The following is an 18,795-nucleotide window of genomic DNA, read 5'->3' as shown; positions in this document are numbered from 1 at the left end:
AGGGGGCCGCTGTCACGAGCGTCGCGTGGGTGCGGGCACTGACGACAGCACCGAGGTGAGGACTCCCGCAGCGGTGGCGCCAGTGAACTCCGCGTCGGGGTCCATGACCAGGCGGTGGTCCCACACGACGTGGGCCAGGTCCTTGACGTCGTCGGGCAGGACGAAGGTGCGGCCCTGGGCTGCCGCCCACACCCGTGCTGCACGCGTCATGCTGATGGCGCCTCGGGTGGACACGCCCATACGGGTCTCCTCAGCCTGGCGCGTGGCCTCGACCAGGGCGCTGATGTAGTCCAGGACTGACCCCTCCACGTGGTTGGCTGCCGCTAGGTCCGCCATGGAGGCCACGACGGAGGAGGCCACGACCGGTGCCAGGTCCCGGGAGCGGTCAGGTCTGGCTGAGCCTGCCAGAATCTGGGTCAGTGCCTCCCGGGCCGGGTAGCCGACGGAGGTCTTGAGCAGGAAGCGGTCCAACTGGGCCTCGGGCAGCCGGTAGGTGCCTGCCTGCTCCACGGGGTTCTGGGTGGCGATCACCATAAAGGGCCGTCCGACCTCATGGCGGGTGCCGTCCACGGTCACCGTGGACTCCTCCATGACCTCCAGCAGCGCGGACTGGGTCTTGGGACTGGCCCGGTTGATCTCGTCGGCCAGGACGATCGAGGAGAAGACAGGGCCGGGGTGGAACTGCCAGGAGCTGTTGGCCTGGTCAAAGACCGTCACGCCGGTGATGTCGCTGGGCAGCAGGTCCGGGGTGAACTGGATACGCGAGCTCGTGCCCTGCACGGAGGCCGCCAGGGCGCGTGCCAGTGCTGTCTTACCGGTTCCGGGGGCGTCCTCCAGCAGGAGGTGCCCCTCAGCGAGCATGGCCGTCAGCGCCAGGCGTATGACCTCCTCCTTGCCGAGGAGGGCCTGCCCGACGTTGCTGACGATCGTGGAGAAGGCCTCGGCGAACCAGGTCGCGTTCTCCTGACTCAGGGGCATAGACAGTCCTCCTCATGACTTCCTGCAGGCTTTCCTCGGGCAGGGACGGGCGGGGCGGCAGCAGGCAGGCCCGGGCCGTGGGGCTGCCTGCTGCTAGGTCACGGCACAGCACGCGTCCTACATGTCTACCTCGTCGCAGGCCCAGTCCGAGTACTGGCCCGCGCTGTTGCGGGCGCGTACGCAGGCCTGCGCGTCGTCGTCGTCAGCGGCGAAGCTGAAGCGCTCGCCCGATCCCAGGGAGACCGGACCCTCCCAGTCGTCGTCATCGTCGGCCCGCCACCTGCGCTGGTAGGTGTTGGGCAGGCCGCCGGAGGCACCTGCGCTCCAGGTGCACTCCACCTGGTCGCTGCGGCCCGGGGAGCAGCTGATGGCGGGCCTACCGGGCGGGCCGTACGGGGTTACAGAGGCCCCGGAGACCACTGAGGAGGTCCGCTGGTCGCTGCTGACGACCCTGGCGTAGACGGTGTAGCCGCGTCCGTCTGTCAGGCCTGAGATGGTGGTGCTGGAGGTCCAGGTGACCTGGTCGACCGAGTACTGGACGGTCAGGTCGGAGGCCCCCCAGCCGTTGCCGGCGCGTGCCGAGGCGCTGACCTGAATCCGGCCGTTGGAGCCGGTGGCCTGCGCGGAGGGGGCGGAGGGAGCCAGGGGCTCGGTCCTGTGGGTGTACTCGGTGGACGAGGAGGCGGTGGATCCCGCGTCGTTGCTGGCCACGACGGTGAAGGACCAGGTGCCCGAGGTGGCGTTCACGGTGTAGGAGGTCGAGGAGCCGACGTCCTTGCTGCCGCTGCCGTCAGGACCGGAGTACCGGACGGTGTAGCGCACGGGACTGCCGTTGGCGGCTGCGGGGCTCCATGAGACTGTCAGTGAGCTGCCGCTGGCCCTGACCTGGGGCGTCCCTGGGGCGCCCGGGGCGCCGTAGGGCGTGGCTGAAGCAGAGGGGCTGGAGTAGGCCGAGGGCTCGCCCGTGGAGGGGACGGCGCGCACCGTCGCCGTGTAGGCGGTGCCCGCCGAGACTGACGGCGCCCGCAGGGTTAGGGACGTTGCCTGTGTGGTGTGGGTAGTACCGTCGCTCAGGCGCACCTCGTAGCTCATGGTGGCCCCTCGATCGGCGCCACGGCGCTCCAGGACACCGTCAGCTCCCCCTGCCCGCCGACAGCACGGGGCGGCCGGGACGTCAGCAGCGACGCTGAAGACCTCCGGGGCGAGGGCGAGGAGGGCGCGGAGTCACCGACGGCGCTGGTGGCCACCACCTGGAAGGAGTAGCTCCTGCCCGGTGTCAGCCCGGTGGCCTGGCAGGGGACCCGAGCAGCTCCACTGCCCGGCCCCACCCACCTCGGTGAGCGTGTAGCCGGTGACCGGGGAGCCGTTGTCCGCGCCCGGGACCAGTGCACCGTCATGGCGGTGGCACCGGTGGCCTCGGCACGTACCGCGGTCGGTGCCTCGGGTGCGGCGGCTACCGTGACGAGGACGGTCCCGCTTACCTCACGGTCCGGGAGCCAGTGGCGTCAGTGACACGGTAGGAGACGCTCAGGCGGCCGTGGAAGCCTGTGGCCGGGGAGATGGTCACAGTGGTCCCGGAGACGGAGACGCTGCCCTGCCCGAGTCCACCTGGGGGGTGCCGCTGAGCGTGACGGGCTCGTCCGGGAACGGGTTCGTCACCAAGGTGGCGACGTCCACGCTCACGGGAGAGCCGTCGGAGTCGAGGGAGGCGGGCACGGTCGTCATCAGAGGGCGTGTCGAGCCCCCGACACGCAGGGGCAGCGTGCTGGTCACGGGGTCGTTGACGCCGTCGGAGACGGTGACCTCCACGCTGCCTGCCGTACCCTCGGCTGTCCCGGCCACAGCGCTGACTGACAGGACGGAGCCGCTCAGCGACACCTCGAAGCCCGGGGGCGCGCTGCCCACGGAGAAGCTAAGTGTGTCCGTCTCGTCGGGGTCCGTCGTCATGCTCGTGAGGTCCACGGCCACCGGCTCCTCGCCGGGGGCCGCGGTGACCTCCGTCGGGGTGAGCACGGGAGGGGTGTTGCTCGTGGCGTCCACGGTGACCGGCAGGGTGAGGGTCGCGCTCAGTGCCTCGGGGCTGGTTCCGTCGGCGACGGTCAGGGTGACCGAGGTTCGACCGGTGAAGCCGTCGTCCGGGGTGAGTCGCAGCACGCCGCCGTTGTCTACCAGGGTCGCCTCCTGGGTCCCGGCGCCGGTGTGGACCGTGGAGGGGTCAGTAACCACTGCGGAGGTGCCTGCGCGTGTCAGGACGTGGGAGGACAGGGGTATGTCGGTAGGTGTGCCGGCCGGGACGTGGACTGGCACCGAGGCGGCGTCCAGGCGGGGGCGCAGGGCGGAGCGTGACGGCACCACGACGACCGCGTTGCCGGTGAGCCCGTCGGCGTCGGTGACGGTGTAGAGCACCAGTCGAGGCTCCTCGCCTACGGTCAGGGTGATTGAGTCCTCGCTGACCTGGACGTCAGGCTCGTCAGTGCTCAGGGTCAGGTCCCAGGGAGAGCCGTCGGCGTCGAGGTCGTTGTCGAGCACCGGGACGGTGACCACTCCCTGGGCGTCCACCTGGTCGACGGTGACGTAGTCGTCAACCCCCACCGGGCTGGCCAGAGGCGCCTGCGGGGAGACCTGGACCGTGACGGTGCCCGTGTCCAGGCCACCCCGAGCGTCGGACACCGTGTAGGTGACAGAGTAGATCGCCTCCTCCTGAGGCAGGTCGGCGACGAGCCGACCGCCACGGGTGGACACCCCGAGAGCAGGGTCGGAGGGGTGGGGGTTCCCTCCAGGGAGAGGACGTCACCGTCAGCGTCCAGGTCGTTGGACAGGACGTCGACGGCCACAGTCCTCCCGGGCTGGGCGATAACCAGGTCGTCAGTAGCGACAGGGGCGGTGTTGGTCTCGGTGGCAGCAGCGACCCCGACGCGGACCGTGGCTGTGGCCTGGGCGCCGAGGCGGTCCTCGACGACGTAGGTGAAGGTGTCCGTCCCGGTCGCGTCCTCCAGGGGGGTGTAGGTCAGCCACGTGGAGGACACGTCCACCGTTCCCAGGGACGGCGCCTGGTCCAGGCCGACCAGGCTCACGGAGTCACCGTCGGGGTCGATGCCGTCCAGGGGAACGGTGACGGCTGCCGGGGACGTGGAGACCGTACGGGCCTCCAGTCCTCGTGGCGAGGGAGCTGAGTTCGTGTCGTCGTCACGGGGGCGGACCTCAATGGTGACGGCGCCCGGGGTCGCCTGGCCGTGGGCGTCGGTTGTCGTGTAGGACAGAGTGGTCCGCCCCGCCTGCTCGTCAGCACGGAAGCGCACCGTGTCCTGACTGACCCAGGCTGTTCCCAGGTCCTGCCCTGCCAGGCCGAGCTCGGAGGAGACGGACAGGGCCAGACCTGAGGGCGAGGAGTCGTTGTCCAAGACAGGGATGCTGACCACGTCTCCGGCGCGCACGACCGCGGTGTCATCCCCGACCACAGGAGGCTGTGGGTCGGTTGAGGCGACGGGAATGACTGAGACGGTCCCGGTAGTGGTGGCCGTCCCGTTGGTGACGGTGTACTCCACAGACGTACTGGGAGGAACCGGACCCGCAGCGGAGAACTGCAGCAGGGAGTGCTCCACGACTGTGACCGTGACTCCGGAGTCGGCAGGGCGCTCACGGACTGCAGCACCAGGATGCCTCCGGAGGGTCAAAGTCGTTGGACAGCGGGTCGAGGGTTGTCGTGCCTGAGTCAGCCAGGAGCGCGGTGTCGTCCTCCACCTGCGGGGCACGGTCGCCTCGGCCCGGGCTACGACGTCGATGCGTACGATTCCCTGGGAGGTGCCTGCCCCGTCCATGACGTCGTAGGTCAGGTAGAGGGTCTGGTCCTGGTCGGAGGTCTGGGAGGAGTCGGTGGCGAAGGTAAACACGCCTGCCTGCTGGTCCACCGAGACCTCGGTACCGGTCGGCGCGTCCTGGACGTCGGCCAGGTGCAGCGGCGTGCCGGAGGGGGAGGTGTCATTGTCCAGCGGGGAGACCACGACCCGCGAGCCGGCTACGACACGCACGTGGTCGGCACTAGTCACAGGAGGGGTCGTCTCTGTGGTCCTGACGTCCACGGACACGGTCCCGGTGCTGGTCTCCTGGCCGTCGGAGACCACGACGGTCATCTCCCTGGTCCCCGCGCCGACGCCCATCTCCCTCACGGTGACGGTGCCCTCGCTGGAGGCCCTGACGTCCAGGCCCTCGCCGTGGGCGGAGACAAGGTAGAGGTCGTCCCCGTCGGGGTCGATCCAGCTGCCCAGGACGCCCAGGGAGCCAGCGGCTCCTTCCGTGACGGTCAGGCTAGGGACGGTGGTCTGCTCGGGTGCCTCGTTGACCTCTGGCCCGTGGACCTCCACCGTAGCCACGGCGGAGTCGCTCATTCCCCGCCCGTCGTCAGCCGTGTAGGGGACGGAGTAGGTGCCGGTGGCATCGGAGGGCACCTCGATGGTCAGGGCGAGCCCGCCCTGGGCGGGTGCGGCTGTGACGGTCCCCCCGGCGTCCAGCGGCGTAGCGGTGAGGACGTCTCCGTCAGGGTCGGAGTCGTTGGCGAGGACAGGTAGCAGCGTGGAGCGCCCGGGTCTGGCCCCGAAGGTGTCGTCACTGGCCTCGGGCGCGTGGTTCTCCTCGGTGCGTTCCGGGGGGGACTGGGCCTCGGAGGTGTCGGCGGAGTCGTCCTGGACGTCGGAGGAGTCGTCGGTCTGGGCCGTGACGTCGGTCCAGTCGTCAAGCAGGACCAGCTCCTCGTCCGGAAGCCACACGGTGCCGGTCTCCAGGTCGTTGAGCACGATGGCGTCGCGGTTGACCCGGAACACCGGGGCGGAGGACGTGGCCAGGGACTCATCGTGGAGGGTCTCGTTTCCGCCGGTGATCCCTGAGCACTCCCGGACGAACTGGCCTGACCCGGACCAGGCGGCGTAGACGCAGCGTCCCAGGCGTACCGGCTGGGCGGCGACGCCCTCTGGCGGCGTGCCGGCCGGGGCGTCCTCGCTGTCCTGGTCGGAGGAACTGGAGCTGGCAGGTATCTCGGTCACCTCGCCCCCGTCTAGGGGCACGGAGATCAGGGCGGTCCGGGAGGCGACCAGGACCGAGTCCGCCGACGGCCCGGCCTGCTGCAGGGTCAGTCCGGGCTGGCCCAGGTCCGTGGTGCCTCCCTCGGGCAGGTGGAGGACGCCGGTGCCCCTTTCCAGGACCACGGGCTGGTCCCCGACCGCCGTGACCGCCAGGTCGGTCCCGGGGGTGAGGGAGAGGGAGGTGGCGGCAGCCGTCTCCCAGCCGTCGGCGGTGGCCGGCAGGGAGACCAAGGAACCGGTCGTGGCCGAGACCGCGTGGATCGACCCGTCCTGGCCCGCGACTGCGGTGACGGCAGGCATGCTGCTGATGAGCGGGGACACTGCCGCCAGGGACCCGACCGCGTCAACCGTGGTGGCCCGGATGGTGCCCTCGGCACTGTTGACGGCGACCACCCGGTCGCCTCCCTGGAGGACGGCGTCCGACTGGGAGAGCTGGGTGTGCTCAGAGAGAGTGACCTGGGCCACGTCCACGGCGGCGACTGAGCTGTCGGCGGTATTGGGTACCAGGACGTCTGCGGCGTCCTGGGTGACATCGAAGGAGGCTGAGGTGGTGCGGATCGCCCCGTCCACCTCCCGTGACGGGTAGTTGAGGCGGGCTACCAGGTGATCGGAGGCGGAGGTCACCCAGACTCCTCCGTCGTGCAGGCGCAGGTCTGCCTGGGCTAGGCCCTCGTGCAGCCAGGCAGCCGCGACCAGGACGGTGACGCACAGCAGCGCTGTCAGGGCGGACAGCCGCTGGCGCGCCAGGAGCCAGTGGGCCAGCCGTCGGGTTGTGCCAGGGAGGCCACGGAGACGACGCGGTCCGGGTAGGCGGCGGGGGTGGGCAGGTGCGGCCCCAGCCGTCCGAGCCGGGCTCGGGGACTGCCCGCTGCCCTGCGGCTGCTGCGGGCCGTGAGGTCGCTGGTGGCGGGGCCGGGGCTCTCGGGGGCAGGGGGAACGGGGTCGGGAACCGGGTCTGCTGAGCTCACTGAACCCCTTGGTGGCTGTGGGAGGCGACCTCCTGGAGCAGAGTGCGCCGCAGCATCGTTGAGGAGGTGGTGGGGGTGTAGGGCAGGTAGACGACGCGGGCGCCGACCTCCGCCATCTCCTCCTCAAGGCGTAGGCCCTTGTCCGTGCCCTGCCAGTCCGTCCCCTTGAACAGGATGGTGAAGGGGGTGCGGTGCCAGGCTAGGCGCTTGTCCTGGTCGTAGTCGGCGACCACGGCGTCGACCATGCGCATCGCGGCGACCATGGCCATCCGTTCCGTCAGGGGCACGATGGGAGGCCGTCCCTTCATCCGTTCCAGCGACTCGTCGGTGGCCACGCCCGCGATGAGGCGGTCGCAGCGCTGGGCAGCCTCCTTCAGGATGTTGAGGTGCCCCACGTGCAGCATGTCGAACCCGCCGGGGACGTATCCCACGCGCATCAGTAGGCTCCCTTCCCGCCGATGACGGCGCGCAGCGTGCCAGCGAGGATCCTCGCGTCCAGCGCCCCGCCACGGTTGTCGACGTAGTGCCTGTCCAGTGCCACGGTGGAGGCCCAGGACAGGTCAGAGCGCCCGGAGACCTGCCACAGCCCGGTCATGCCAGGCTTGACCAGGAGCCGTCGGCGCGCCTCAGCATCGTACTGCTCGACCTCGTGGGGGAGTGCGGGACGGGGTCCCACCAGGCTCATCTCACCGCGCACCACGTTGAGCAGCTGGGGCAGCTCGTCGATAGACAGGCGCCGAATAGTCCGTCCCACACGGGTGATACGCGGGTCCTGCCTGTCCTTGAACATGACCTCGTTGCCTGCGTCACCGCCCGTGCTGACCACGAAGTCGCGACGCTGGTCGGCGTCGGAGTACATGGAGCGGAACTTCCACATGGTGAAGGGGACGCCCTCCCGGCCCACGCGCTCCTGGGCGTAGAACGCCGGGCCGGCGGAGTCCAGGCGTACGGCGAGGGCGGTCACCAGCAGCAGGGGCGAGGCTGCCAGAAGCAGCAGGGAGCCCACCAGCCGGTCGAACAGCGACTTGCCCAGCGCGCGTGTACGACGCGTCCTCACGGCGATGACTCCGGTCCAGCCGTTGGTGATGGACAGGCTGCTCATGCGCCCCGGGACGACGTCCTGCAGGCCGGGGGCCACGATGAGGCGGGTCTGGGTGGACTCCAGGCCGCGCATGACCGTGACCAGGTCCTCAGGCAGGACCGATCCGACCGTCATGACCACGTCGATCTGCTCGGCCCGGACCACCGAGGCGATGTGCTGGGCGCTGCGGACCGGTGTCGCTGAGTGTGCCGAGGCCTCCTGGCCGGAGGACAGGTAGCCCACGATGAGGAACCCGTCCATCGGGTGCCTGCGCAGGTGGGTGAGCATCGGCTGTGCCCCGGGGCCCATGATGACGAGGGTACGGCGCAGGCCGTAGCCCTCCAGGCGGCGTCGGCGCAACCACGCGGACTCGACCTGACGCCCGGCCATGGCCAGGATAACCTGGACCGCGAGTCCCATGAACACGGCTGTCTCGGTGGGAGTCGCGGTCGAGGAGGTGCCCGCCAGCAGTTCCGCGACCGGCATGCCTGCCAGGAGGGCGGCTGCAGGGACAGTTGCCAGCCCTGCTGTGAAGAGGTGGCCCGTTGACGGGCTGCCCTGCTCGATCGTGTCCATCCCCAGGGCGCCTAGGAGCCAGGCGGTGACGATCATGAGCAGCCCGGTCAGGGCGACGGCTAGTGCTGCCTCGGGGCGTCGGACACCCGCGACGACCCAGGCGGGCAGGGCGACGGCAAACAGGTCGTTGAGGACTAGCCAGGTCATCAGGTCCGCGCGTACGCGGGCCCAGGGGCTGCGCGGCGCAGGAATGGCGGCGGTGTCATGCCCCGACGAGGGTGGCTGGCGCTGCTCCGGCAGCGGCAGCGTCAAGGAGGAGGTGGTCAAGGCGGGCTCCGTGAGGGTCTGTGTAGGGGCAGAGGCGGGTCGGCTGGGGAGCCTGTCGTCCCCGTGATTTCATGAATGCTACTGATATCTGTGGCGGATTATGTGGCAAGTGGCAAAGATCGCAGCGGCGTTCTCAAGATTGTCGGATATTAAAATGCTACACGAAGTCTCGGCTCCGCAACGGCAGCCCCGTTTGCACCATGCGGGGAGGGAGTGCTCAGGAAGTGTTCAGGATCCTTCGGAACGCTGAGACTGAGCCGTTTTGCGTGCGCCCTCCAAGCGCCGCGGCATCACGTTGAGAAAATCACGGGTTGATAAAGAAAATGCCCTTAGGCTGATCTTTGTCCCGGATCTTGTCGGCCTGTGGGCGGAAGGTCCGCGTGGAGATCTCGGCTCGCGTCAGAGCCTCGGCTGGGCAATCATCTACCCGGTGGTCGGCCGCCCGGGACGGAGCGTGCTGCGCCAGTGACTACGAGCCGAGGAGGATGAGCTGAGGAGCATGAGGATGAGGTTCCCTGGCGCCGTCGCAGCTGCGGGGCCGGGCGGGCGGGAGGCGGCTGCTGACCGGGGTGTGCCTTCGCGGGGCGGGCGTCCTGCGGGGCGCGGCACCTGGTCCTCCGTCGGCCGCACTGCTGTGGCCAAGGTGGTAGTGATGGGTGTCTCGGGACTGTTCGGTCTGGTCAACACCCGTCTCATCATCGGGCACTTTGGTACCGATGCCTATGCCCAGTACGGTCTGCTGGCTACGTTCCCCAACCTCATGCCCTTCACTGACCTGGGGATCGGGGCGGTGATCCTCAACGCCGTGGCGGGCTCGGCGGACCCTGCCCGGGACTCGCTGGTACGACGTACCATCACCACCGCGATCCGGGTCCTGCTGTGCTCGGCCCTGGTGATTGCCACAGCGGGCGTGGTTGTCGGTCTCCTGGGGCTGTGGCCTTCCCTCCTGGGGGCGCGGCTCATGGAGGGAGGCGGTAGGACGGCGACCCTCTGCCTCCTGGTCTACGCGGCGGCCCTTCCGCTGTCCGTGGGGCAGCGTGTCGTCATCGGCCTGGGCCGCTCGGCGACCCAGGTCATCAGCCAGGGCGTGGTCTCGCCTGCCATGACCTGTATGCTGCTGGCGGCGGTGGTGACTCGTACCGGAGCAGGCAACGCGGTGTCGGTCTACTCCTACCTCGCCAACGTCCTGGTCTCGGTCATCTGCGTCGTCGTGGCCTGGCGTGCTACCAGTCCGCTGCTGCGCGAGGCGGTGCGTGACGTGCCCCGTGTGCGCAGCGTCAGGGGTGTCAGCATCCGCGGTACGGCGGGGCCTCAGCTGGTGCAGTCCCTGGTGATCCCGCTCGCCTTCCAGACCGACCGCCTCCTCCTGTCCCACCTGGGGGCTCCTGACGCCCTGGCCCAGTACAACCTGGCTGCGACCTTGTTCAACCTCTTGACCCAGACGGTCATGGTCACTGGTGTGGCTATGTGGCCGCTGTTCGCCAGGGCACGAGCGGACCGGCGCACCGAGAGCCCCTTCAGGCCCGCGGCCGCCTTCGCAGGGGCGGGCCTGCTGGCCGCCCTGCTGCTGGCCGGCGCTACCCCCTGGGCCGCCCGGGTCCTGTCGGACGGCGAGATCGCGCTGCCGGTGGTGCTTGTGGGTGCCTATGTCCTCTATGTCGCCGTCGAGGCGGCCAAGCAGCCCCTGGGCATGTACATGACTGACCCTCGGGGCCTCCAGTTCCAGGTAGGGCCGGTCCTGGTGCTTGTCCCTGTCAACCTTGCCCTGTCCTGGCTGCTCATCACACCGATGGGTGCGGCAGGTCCTATCGTCGGCTCCCTCGTCTCGGTGGTCCTGTGCCAGATCCTTCCCTACGCCTGGTGGGTGCGTCGCGACCTTCGCCGTCGACGGGCAGGCTGGTCCGGCTCCGACGGTGCCTTGGACGGCCCCCACGTCGTAGGCGCCTCCAGGGCTGCGGGTGATGATGTGGGTGAGCATGATCCCAAGGAGCCCGGTGCTGTTCCTGACCCTGTCGGGGACCAGCCTGTAGTGTCACCATCCGAGGAGAGCCACCATGACCACGACGAGCGTCGCTGACAATATTCGCGCTCTGTCTGCTGCGCAGAAGTCCAGAGCGGGGGCACCCCTGTACTCCCGGCTTGTCAACCGCCCAGTCGGGCGAGTCCTGGCGGCTATCGCCCACCGTCTGGGAATGACGCCGGACCAGGTTACCTGTCTGTCCGGCCTGTGTACGGCCGCAGGGATACTGCTGATCGCCCTGTGGCGGCCCACAGTGGTGGCGGCAGTGGCCACCTCCCTGCTGCTCATGCTCGGCTACGCCCTGGACTCCGCAGACGGCCAGCTGGCCCGCCTGCGCCACGGGGGCTCCAAGGCGGGTGAGTGGCTTGACCACGTCGCTGACGCGGTCAAGCTTGCGACTATCCACGGAGCGGTTGCGGTAGGCCTCTACCGGTTCTCCGGGCTGCCCGACACGCTGCTGCTCGTGCCCCTAGCTTTCGGGGCGGTCCAAAACGTCCACTTCTTCAGCTACATCCTCACCTACCAGCTGCGCTACCACGGGGGGACGCCTCTGGCCCGCGATGAGGGACGAGCTGGCATGCTCAAGTCTGTGCTGTCAGTACCTACTGACTACGGGCTCTTGTGCCTGGTCCTGGCGACCCGGTTCACACCCGTGGTCTTTGTCTGGGTCTACGGCCTGATGCTTGTGGGGTATGGCGCCTACGTCCTTCTGGCCCTGCCCAAGTGGTACCTTGAAATGAGACGGCTGTAGCCGGTGGGTGACATCGGGTGAGTGACTTCATGCGGGAGAACCTGGACTGCGCGCCCGGGCGGGGCCGCTCCCGCTGGGTGCACCGAGTGCACCGGGCGTACTCGGCACAGGGGCTGCTCTCGCCCCGGCAGGCAGGGAGCCAGGAGGTACTATGCCGCTTTTGACTGGTCGCCAGGCGCTTCTGGTCCGCACCGGCCGCCTTGACGGGCTGGGCAACCGTGTCCGTGCCCTGTTGTCGGCCCAGGCCCTGGCTGAGGCAGAAGAGCGCGACCTGTACTACGTGTGGAGCACCGGGAAGTCCTTCGGACCACGTATGGAGGACCTGTGGGTGTTCAGGGCAGGGCGGAGGGTTCCTCGCCTGGTCTCAGCGGTGCTGGCTGTCCGCGCCCCGTTCCGGCCGCCTTCAGACGTCCTTCTGGGACCCGAACTACGACGCGAGCACCTGTGGCAGATCCGGTCCCACGGCCTGCCGGTGACGTGGGAGGATCCCGGCTGGCAGGGTCAGGCAGATGACGCGGCCCGCGCGGCCGGATGGGGCGGTGCTTCCGTCCCACGGCCCTGGGGGTACTACCTGCGCGAGCTCACGCCGGTCGATCCTGTGGCTGAGGTGGTGCGTTCCTTTTACGACACCCACCTTCGGGGACGTCCCTACGTCGGGGTCCAGGTACGTACTCACCGCGTGTCTCACACCCGTACCCTGTGCTCCTCGCCCTTGGAGTGGTTCGTGCAGCGGATGCACCAGATCCGCTCCGAGCACCCGGAGGCGGCCTTCTTCCTGTCCTGTGACACCAGGGAGGGGCAGGACAGGCTCATGGAGGAGTTCGACGGGTGCCTGGCCCTGGAGGGAAAGGGCGGCTACAACACGACCCAGGGTGTGCGCTCCGCGGTGGCGGACCTCTACCTGCTCGCCAGCGCACAGCACCTTGTCGGGGCCGCGCACTCCAGTTTTGTCGAGATGGCGGTGCTCCTGTGCGACGGCCTGGTCCCCTTCGAGCGCCCCGGACAGCCCCTGGAAGGACAGGTGGACCTGAGCCTGGGAGGTGCGGTGGACCCGCTGAGGCCCGCACGGAGAGCGGACTCCCAGACGGCGATCTAGGTGCGCGGGTGTGTGCGGGTGGGTTTTAGCGGCCTAGGCCTCGGTTGCGTCGGTGTTTTCTGGTGGGGGTCTGGCGTGGGGTGGGGGCTGGGTGGGCTGCTGGGCGGCTGCGGTGATCCTGGCCAGGACCTCCTCGCGGGTCAGCGGCCGGGACGGCTGGCCCGTGGCGGGTCCTGCCTGGGGTGGCTGCTGTGCTGGTGGTGTTCGTACGGCGGTGGTGGGCGGGTGGGGGAAGGAGGCCTCGCGCAGGCGGGTGGTGCGGGAGGGGCCGGTCCCGGCGGGTGCCTCCCGTGCGGCCCGGGCTGGGAGGGCTGCTGGGCGCGGGTGTCCTGGCTCATCTGCTGGACGCGGGCCTCGATGTCAGCCAGAACCTCCTCGGGGCTGATCTTGTGGCCCGGCTGGCCCGGGGCGGGCTGCGGTGGCTGGGATGGCGGTGCCTGGCCGGGTCCCTGGTCCTGCGCTGGTGGTGGGTGCCAGGGGTGTGGCCGGTGGCGATGGTGGAGGCGACGTGGGTGGGGGTCCACGGCGGCCCCCGGGGGCTGGTGGCGCTCACCTGGGCCTGGGTGCGCGGCTCCAGGTGCGCCTGGCCGGCACGCAGGTCCTGGGCCAGGTCGGGGGAGCCGGTGAGGACGGCGCGCACCAGCAGGCGCACCCGCGGCCTCTGGTCGGGTGGGACGGCCAGGGCGGCCTGCTCCAGGACCGCCACCATGGGCTTGTTCTGGCCCCCGATGGAGGAGTTGACCTGCCCGTGGCCCAGGGAGGGGTAGCCGGGCTGCGGCCCGGTGGTGGCGGGGCCGCCTGGCCCGGCCAGGAGCTGGTCGGGCTCGTGGAGGACCACCAGCGCCCGGTCCACCTCCCGCGTCGCGGCCCGCGCGTCCTCCCGGGAGAGCCGGTGCACACGCTGCAGGTCGCCCACGACCTCCTTCATGAACTTCTTGCGTCTTTTCCTGGTTGCCTTGGAGGTGGGCTGGCGGCCCTGGTCGCGGTAGGCGCGGATGCCCTCCAGCAGGCGCTCCGCCGACAGCAGGGACAGGGCCGAGAACTGGCGGTCGAGCTGGCGGGTGAACTCGGGTGCCAGGACCCGGGTGGAGTCGTGGTGGCCGGTGTGGAAGAACACCTCCACAGGCACCCGCGAGTGCCAGGCCAGCGGACTGTCAGGCGCCGCAGCAGCCCCCTCCCACACCAGCACCCCCTGGCCACCCGCCCTGCCGGGAGTGAACATGTCAGAGGCCACCAGGGCGGAAGCGGAAGCCGCGCCCCCGTGGCCGGGGGCCTGACCACCACCGCTGTGGCCGGGGACCGGCCCACCACCGGGCACACCGCCAGGGGCGGCGGGACCAGCGGCGGGGGCGGTGGGGCGCCCGCGCCTGAGCCAGCGGGGCCGGCCCGCCAGCGCCTGGGCGTCACGACCCCACCCCACCCGGGGCGGGACCGCCGCCGTCACCGGGGCCACCATCCCCGCCCGGGCCGCCACCTGTCCCGTCGCTGCCGCTGCCGCCGGTGCCCGGGCCGCCTGCGGCGATGGTGGCGGCTGCCTGTGCGGCGGCGGCGGAGAAGTCCTGCTCCAGGACGTGGTCCTGGGCCTGGGCCAGGAAGACCAGGTGGGCTACCGCGTCCTCGACACCCACCTGGCTGGTGCTCACCCTCCCGGTGAGGCAGTAGGCCGGGGTCAGCCCGTAGACCTGCCCGCCCCCAGCACCCCCAGGTTGTCTATGGCCCAGTCGGCCACCAGCACACCCGTGTCGTCGTCGTCCAGGTCCTCCTCCTCGGGGAGGCCAGGGTGGTGGCGCCCAGGCGCTCACGCATCACCGGGTCGGCCATGTCCCGGGCGTGGCCCGCGTAGGGGTAGACCAGCCCCAGGGCGGGGGTGACCTCCAGGGCGGGTCCGGAGACCTCCCCCACAGCCTCATGTCCCCCGTCGCGTTGCGGGCCAGGCACCACCACCGCTGGCTGGGGAACGGCACAGGGGTGCCCTCCAGCCAGGCATCGACCACCGGCGCCCACAGGAACGGATCAGTGAACCACCACCGGCCCTGCCCGAACCCGTCGAACCCGAACCTCTCCCACAGGTGAAGCACCGAGGCGGGCAGCACACCCTGGAAGTAGCCCACGTGCTCGGCGGTGACGGGGGCACCCACACCCATCGGCGCGTACCCCTCCTCCACCAGGTCGTCCATGTTCGCGTCCACCCACTCAGGCGTGGCGTGCAGCCACGCCTGGTGCCACTCCTGCTCACTCATCCGCATAAACCAAACCGTAACCCCCACCACACCACCACCACAACCCCTAGACTCACCCACACGCCCTTCTTTTCTGGTTGCTCTGCGGTCGCCTGACAAACTACGCGGGAGCATCCCTGTCGGCCAGGGTCTCGGCGACGATGTCGACCATGGTGGCGCGGTAGCCCTCGACAGAGAAGCGTGCTGCGGCGTCCTGGACAGCTTGCTGTGCCAGCCGGGCGGCCTTGCCGGGGTGGGCCGCTAGGTCGCCCAGGGCCTGAGCCAGCGCAGCCGGTTCCTCGGGCGGGACCAGGAGGCCGGTCTCGCCGTCAGTGACGACCTCTGCCAGGCCCTGTACCCGGGAGGCCACCAGCGGCCGTCCCGCGTGCATGGCCTCCACCGCCGTGTTGCCAAAGGGCTCCGCCCGGGAGGGGACGGCCACTACGTCGGCCGTCTCCAGCACTGGCCACGTGGGGTGGACGTAGCCGAGAAAGCGGACGTGCCCGGCCAGGTCCTGCTGCGCAGCCCGCCGACGCAGTTCCTCCTCGTACCACTCGTACCCGGGAAAGACGGAACCGCACACGGTCAGGGAGGCGTCCATGCTGCCGCGACGCAGCAGGGCCACCGCCTCCAGGACCACGTCCACGCCCTTGCGGGGAGACAGCCGCCCCACCATGACAACGTGGAGTGGTGAGTCGGCTCCGCGACGACGCAGCGGTGCCGGGGGCGAGGGCGGGCCCGCCACGCCGTTGTGCACCACGGTGGTCCGGGAGGCCAGCCGGGGCAGGACCGACAGGAGCGTCTCCTGGGCCGCTGAGGAGTTGACCACGATCCTGGAGGCCGCGAGGAGCGGGGCGTTGAGACCGGAGCGGATGAGCCGGTGCTGGGTGCTCTCCGCCTCGTGGACGTGGGCCAGGACCGGTAGGCCTGCGGCACGTCCGGCCAGCGGCCACCACGGGAGCGTCACCGTGTTGGTCAGGACCAGGTCGGCTCCGCTGGCGCGTGCCAGTCGGCGAAGGCGGCTGGTCTCGCCCGCGGCGTGAAGTCCCAGCGAGGTCAGTCCCCCTGCCGTGAGCAGGGCCTTGCGAAGCACCGTGAAGGGCGTGACGGCGACCTGTGCCCCGGCTGCGCGCAGGACAGGGCGCAGAGGGCCGTCGGTGGGAAGAGCCACCTTGACCGTGTGCCCGGCACCGAGGAGGCCACGGACTGTCTCGACAAGCTGGAGGTCAGAGCCGTACAGGTCCGGAGAGGGGTGGGCGACCAGGATCGTGCTCACAGGCTTGTCCTTCCGGTGCGTCGACCCGAGGGGCGCCTGGCCACGGGGCCGCCCACCGCCAGGCGGCGGGCCAGGGACTCGTAGAGGGTGGCGACATGGTCCCAGTCGTAGAGGCGGGCGCGGCGCTGGGCGGCCTGACCGCGATCAGCCTGGGCGCCGGGATCGGACTCGGCGGAGGCAACCAGAGCACTGACGTCCTCGGGACTGCGCCAGTAACGGCCGGTGTCTCCCAGGACCTCCCGGTTGAAGCCGACGTCGAAGGCGTCTACGGCCGCTGCGGCGCCGATAGCCCGTAGCAGCGAGGGATTGGTGCCGCCCACGGAGTGCCCGTGGAGGTAGAGCAGTGCGCCGCAGTAGAGGGCGTCGAGCAGTTCCTGGTCCCAGACGCTACCCAGCAGGCGGACCCGTGAGTCCGCCAGGGACCTGATCCGGGCGGTATAGGCATCGGCGTAGGGGGCGGAGCCTACGACTACGAGCGGCAGCCTGGCGGCAGAGCGCACGTAGCCCTCCACAATGAGGTCGACATGGTTCTCTACCTCGAAGCGGGCGACAACCAGGTGGAAGGAGCCGGGGGACAGGCCGAGCTCCGCCAGGCGGGAGGTGTCCGTCCTGACCACGGGAGCGCCGTAGGAGATGAGGTCGGTGGGTGCCGCGAACTCCTGGGCGTAGTAGTCGGCGATGCCCTGGGCATCAGCGATGAGGGCGTCCGAGAAGCGGACAGCAGCAGCCTCGGCAGCCCGGTAGTAGCGCCTGCCTGCGGTGCCCCACTTACCTCGCTGCCACTCCAGGCCGTCGACATGGGTGGCCACGGGGACACGGGCGGCTCGTAGCGCCGGCAGGAAGGGGGCGTTGGCGGAGTTGAAGACGAAGGCCGCGTCCGGACGGGTGCGTCGTAGCAGGTGGACAGCTGACAGGGCCGTATGGCTCAGCGTCTCCAGGCTGCGGCTTCTGACGGCCGGGAGCTCAACCAGGCGCATCCCCAGGTAGAGCGGAGGCAGAGGTGTGGAGGGCTCGGGGTTGCGACAGTAGACGAGGACCTGGTGCCCTCGCTCTGCCAGGCGTGCGCCAACCTCCTCAACGGCGGTCTCGAAGCCGCCGTAGCGCGCCGGGACGCCGCGCGTCCCCAGCATGGCGATACGAAGTCGGTTCGGATCGGCTGCGCGGTGGCTCCGGTGGGCGCAGGGGTGGGAGGGCGCGTGGGATGTCGTGGTCACGGTGGCCTTTCACGGGCGGGCGAGGGCGAGGACCCGGTCAGCCTACCGATGGCGTGGTGGTCTCCGCGGACCGAGATCTCCGGCCCTGGTGTCCCTGCTGTGGAGAGCCGTCAGCATGTTTGCTATCCCCCGGGTGCTCCTGCCATCCTGTACGGGCCGAACGCCGGGTCCTGTGTCACAGGCTGACGTTTCAGAATGTTCCCGGGCGCGCTCTGGCCCTCTGCCGCAAGGCGCTGGGGGAGGGCCTGTCGGCGTGCCGACCTGTTCCAGGTCTTTCCCGCCTCCTCGAGCATGATCGGAGAAGCCGTGCCCCCTACCCCCTCACCCCGGGCCTTGTCTGCGACCGCTGCTACTGCGCTGATGGTGGTGCTGATGGCGCTGCTTCTCTCCTGCATTATACCCGCTGTACCCACTTACGCGGCGCCTGCACAGGATGCAGGTCCGGGTGCGTGGCCTGTTCCCGGGGCACCGCAGGACCAGGAGGACGGGGCTCAGGCAGGTGAGGGGGGCCCGGCGCAGGATCTGCAGGAGGACCCTCAGGACGGGGCGGATCCGGAGGTGCCCGGGGTGGGTGCCGACGGACTGCCTGCCACGGTGTCGGCGGATGCGTTGCCGACGGTGCAGGTTGATGGTGTGGTGTGGGACCAGGTGGTTGTGGGTGGCACGGTGTATGCGGTGGGGAGCTTCTCGTCGGCGCGGCCTGCGGGTGCTGCTGCGGGGGTGGGTGAGTCTGCTCGTGGCAACGTGCTGGCCTATGACATTGCCACGGGTGAGCTGCTGGAGTGGGCTCCGGTGACTAACGGGGCGGTGAACTCGGTGGACGTGTCGGCGGACGGGTCGGTGATCTACCTGGGTGGTGACTTTACGTCTCTTAATGGTGAGACGACGTGGCGTGTGGGGGCGGTGGACGCTGTGAGCGGGCGGCGGGTGCCGGTGGGTGCCTCGGCGAACGGGTCGGTCAAGGCGGTGGAGGTGTCTGCTGACGGGTCGACGCTGTACGTGGGTGGTGCGTTCACGCAGGTGAACTCCTCGGCTCGTCAGCGTGTGGCGGCGGTGGACCTGGCCACCCAGAGGCTCACCAACTTCTCCCGGCTGTCCAGGACTATGTGGTGCGTGCTCTGAGCGTCTCCCCGGGCGGGGACTCCGTGGTCGTCGGGGGTCCTTTACTACCGTGGACGGGACATGGTCGCCGGGACTGGTGCTGCTGGACGCTGACGGTACTGCTCGTCAGCCGGGCGCTGGCCGGGTGATTGCCGCCGGAGGGAGCAGGAGCG

The 18,795-nt window shown here is 70.1% G+C and carries 19 protein-coding genes; 5 read left to right on the top strand and 14 right to left on the bottom strand.

The features are described 5' to 3' along the window. Nucleotides 1-12 precede the first annotated feature (12 nt). The 9 genes from D5R93_RS11205 to D5R93_RS11170 all read right to left on the bottom strand — a co-directional run bounded on the left by D5R93_RS11205 (nt 13) and on the right by D5R93_RS11170 (nt 8,945). Nucleotides 13-978 (bottom strand): AAA family ATPase, encoded by a 966-nt coding sequence (locus tag D5R93_RS11205; RefSeq protein WP_119837172.1) that lies wholly within the window; start codon nt 976-978, stop codon nt 13-15. 117 nt (nt 979-1,095) lie between these two features. Then, the gene (locus D5R93_RS14300; protein WP_120205294.1) at nt 1,096-2,070 is read right to left on the bottom strand and encodes a fibronectin type III domain-containing protein; all 975 of its coding nucleotides are present in this window, start codon (nt 2,068-2,070) and stop codon (nt 1,096-1,098) included. Beyond that, nucleotides 2,067-2,375 carry a fibronectin type III domain-containing protein gene (locus tag D5R93_RS14295; protein WP_423243301.1) on the bottom strand — a complete coding sequence of 103 codons (309 nt, stop codon included), beginning with the start codon at nt 2,373-2,375 and terminating at the stop codon, nt 2,067-2,069. The genes D5R93_RS14300 and D5R93_RS14295 overlap by 4 nt, the downstream gene beginning before the upstream one ends. Before the next feature lie 80 nt (nt 2,376-2,455). Further along, entirely contained in the window at nt 2,456-2,545 is a 90-nt protein-coding gene (locus tag D5R93_RS14290) for a hypothetical protein (RefSeq protein ID WP_243106746.1), read from the bottom strand. Next, on the bottom strand, nt 2,542-3,570 hold the full coding sequence (locus tag D5R93_RS14285) for a hypothetical protein (protein WP_243106745.1): 1,029 nt from the start codon (nt 3,568-3,570) through the stop codon (nt 2,542-2,544). The genes D5R93_RS14290 and D5R93_RS14285 overlap by 4 nt, the downstream gene beginning before the upstream one ends. Then, nucleotides 3,462-6,677: an Ig-like domain-containing protein gene (locus tag D5R93_RS14280; RefSeq protein ID WP_120205286.1), complete on the bottom strand. Its 3,216-nt coding sequence runs from the start codon at nt 6,675-6,677 to the stop codon at nt 3,462-3,464. Before D5R93_RS14280 ends, D5R93_RS14285 begins: the two co-directional genes overlap by 109 nt. 95 nt (nt 6,678-6,772) lie before the next feature. Beyond that, nucleotides 6,773-7,021 carry a hypothetical protein gene (locus tag D5R93_RS11180; RefSeq protein ID WP_120205284.1) on the bottom strand — a complete coding sequence of 83 codons (249 nt, stop codon included), beginning with the start codon at nt 7,019-7,021 and terminating at the stop codon, nt 6,773-6,775. Further along, nucleotides 7,018-7,458: an FAD synthase family protein gene (locus tag D5R93_RS11175; protein ID WP_119837174.1), complete on the bottom strand. Its 441-nt coding sequence runs from the start codon at nt 7,456-7,458 to the stop codon at nt 7,018-7,020. The genes D5R93_RS11180 and D5R93_RS11175 overlap by 4 nt, the downstream gene beginning before the upstream one ends. After that, nucleotides 7,458-8,945, bottom strand: a complete 1,488-nt coding sequence (locus D5R93_RS11170) for a sugar transferase (protein ID WP_119837175.1) — start codon at nt 8,943-8,945, stop codon at nt 7,458-7,460. The genes D5R93_RS11175 and D5R93_RS11170 overlap by 1 nt, the downstream gene beginning before the upstream one ends. A gap of 505 nt (nt 8,946-9,450) precedes the next feature. On the opposite strand from D5R93_RS11170, the gene D5R93_RS11165 reads away from it, so the two are divergent. The 3 genes from D5R93_RS11165 (at nt 9,451) to D5R93_RS11155 (ending at nt 12,812) form a co-directional block, all read left to right on the top strand. Beyond that, a complete protein-coding gene (locus D5R93_RS11165) occupies nt 9,451-11,022 on the top strand; it encodes an oligosaccharide flippase family protein (RefSeq protein ID WP_243106744.1) in 1,572 nt (523 codons plus the stop codon). Further along, nucleotides 11,000-11,716, top strand: coding sequence for a CDP-alcohol phosphatidyltransferase family protein (locus D5R93_RS11160; protein ID WP_119837176.1), 717 nt, complete (start codon nt 11,000-11,002; stop codon nt 11,714-11,716). The genes D5R93_RS11165 and D5R93_RS11160 overlap by 23 nt, the downstream gene beginning before the upstream one ends. Nucleotides 11,717-11,867: 151 nt before the next feature. Then, complete coding sequence (locus D5R93_RS11155; RefSeq protein ID WP_119837177.1) at nt 11,868-12,812, top strand: O-fucosyltransferase family protein; 945 nt, start codon at nt 11,868-11,870, stop codon at nt 12,810-12,812. A gap of 334 nt (nt 12,813-13,146) precedes the next feature. On the opposite strand, the gene D5R93_RS11150 is transcribed toward D5R93_RS11155, so the two are convergent. The 5 genes from D5R93_RS11150 to D5R93_RS11130 all read right to left on the bottom strand — a co-directional run bounded on the left by D5R93_RS11150 (nt 13,147) and on the right by D5R93_RS11130 (nt 17,437). Continuing rightward, entirely contained in the window at nt 13,147-14,256 is a 1,110-nt protein-coding gene (locus D5R93_RS11150; protein WP_162933944.1) for a polymorphic toxin type 15 domain-containing protein, read from the bottom strand. Then, complete coding sequence (locus D5R93_RS11145; RefSeq protein WP_120205279.1) at nt 14,216-14,455, bottom strand: hypothetical protein; 240 nt, start codon at nt 14,453-14,455, stop codon at nt 14,216-14,218. Before D5R93_RS11145 ends, D5R93_RS11150 begins: the two co-directional genes overlap by 41 nt. Nucleotides 14,456-14,617: 162 nt before the next feature. After that, on the bottom strand, nt 14,618-15,052 hold the full coding sequence (locus tag D5R93_RS11140) for a GAD-like domain-containing protein (RefSeq protein ID WP_162933943.1): 435 nt from the start codon (nt 15,050-15,052) through the stop codon (nt 14,618-14,620). A gap of 100 nt (nt 15,053-15,152) precedes the next feature. Continuing rightward, the gene (locus D5R93_RS11135; RefSeq protein ID WP_119837178.1) at nt 15,153-16,307 is read right to left on the bottom strand and encodes a glycosyltransferase family 4 protein; all 1,155 of its coding nucleotides are present in this window, start codon (nt 16,305-16,307) and stop codon (nt 15,153-15,155) included. After that, entirely contained in the window at nt 16,304-17,437 is a 1,134-nt protein-coding gene (locus D5R93_RS11130) for a DUF1972 domain-containing protein (RefSeq protein ID WP_119837179.1), read from the bottom strand. Before D5R93_RS11130 ends, D5R93_RS11135 begins: the two co-directional genes overlap by 4 nt. A 456-nt stretch (nt 17,438-17,893) precedes the next feature. On the opposite strand from D5R93_RS11130, the gene D5R93_RS11125 reads away from it, so the two are divergent. Both D5R93_RS11125 and D5R93_RS13375 read left to right on the top strand, forming a co-directional pair. Then, nucleotides 17,894-18,643 (top strand): WD40 repeat domain-containing protein, encoded by a 750-nt coding sequence (locus tag D5R93_RS11125; RefSeq protein ID WP_162933942.1) that lies wholly within the window; start codon nt 17,894-17,896, stop codon nt 18,641-18,643. Then, nucleotides 18,631-18,771 (top strand): hypothetical protein, encoded by a 141-nt coding sequence (locus tag D5R93_RS13375; RefSeq protein WP_162933941.1) that lies wholly within the window; start codon nt 18,631-18,633, stop codon nt 18,769-18,771. Before D5R93_RS11125 ends, D5R93_RS13375 begins: the two co-directional genes overlap by 13 nt. The last annotated feature ends 24 nt before the right edge of the window (nt 18,772-18,795 follow it).

The sequence above is a fragment of the Actinomyces lilanjuaniae genome (assembly GCF_003606385.1).
In the GTDB taxonomy this organism is placed as follows: Bacteria; Actinomycetota; Actinomycetes; order Actinomycetales; family Actinomycetaceae; genus Actinomyces; species Actinomyces lilanjuaniae.
This window is presented reverse-complemented; position numbering and strand designations above follow the sequence as displayed.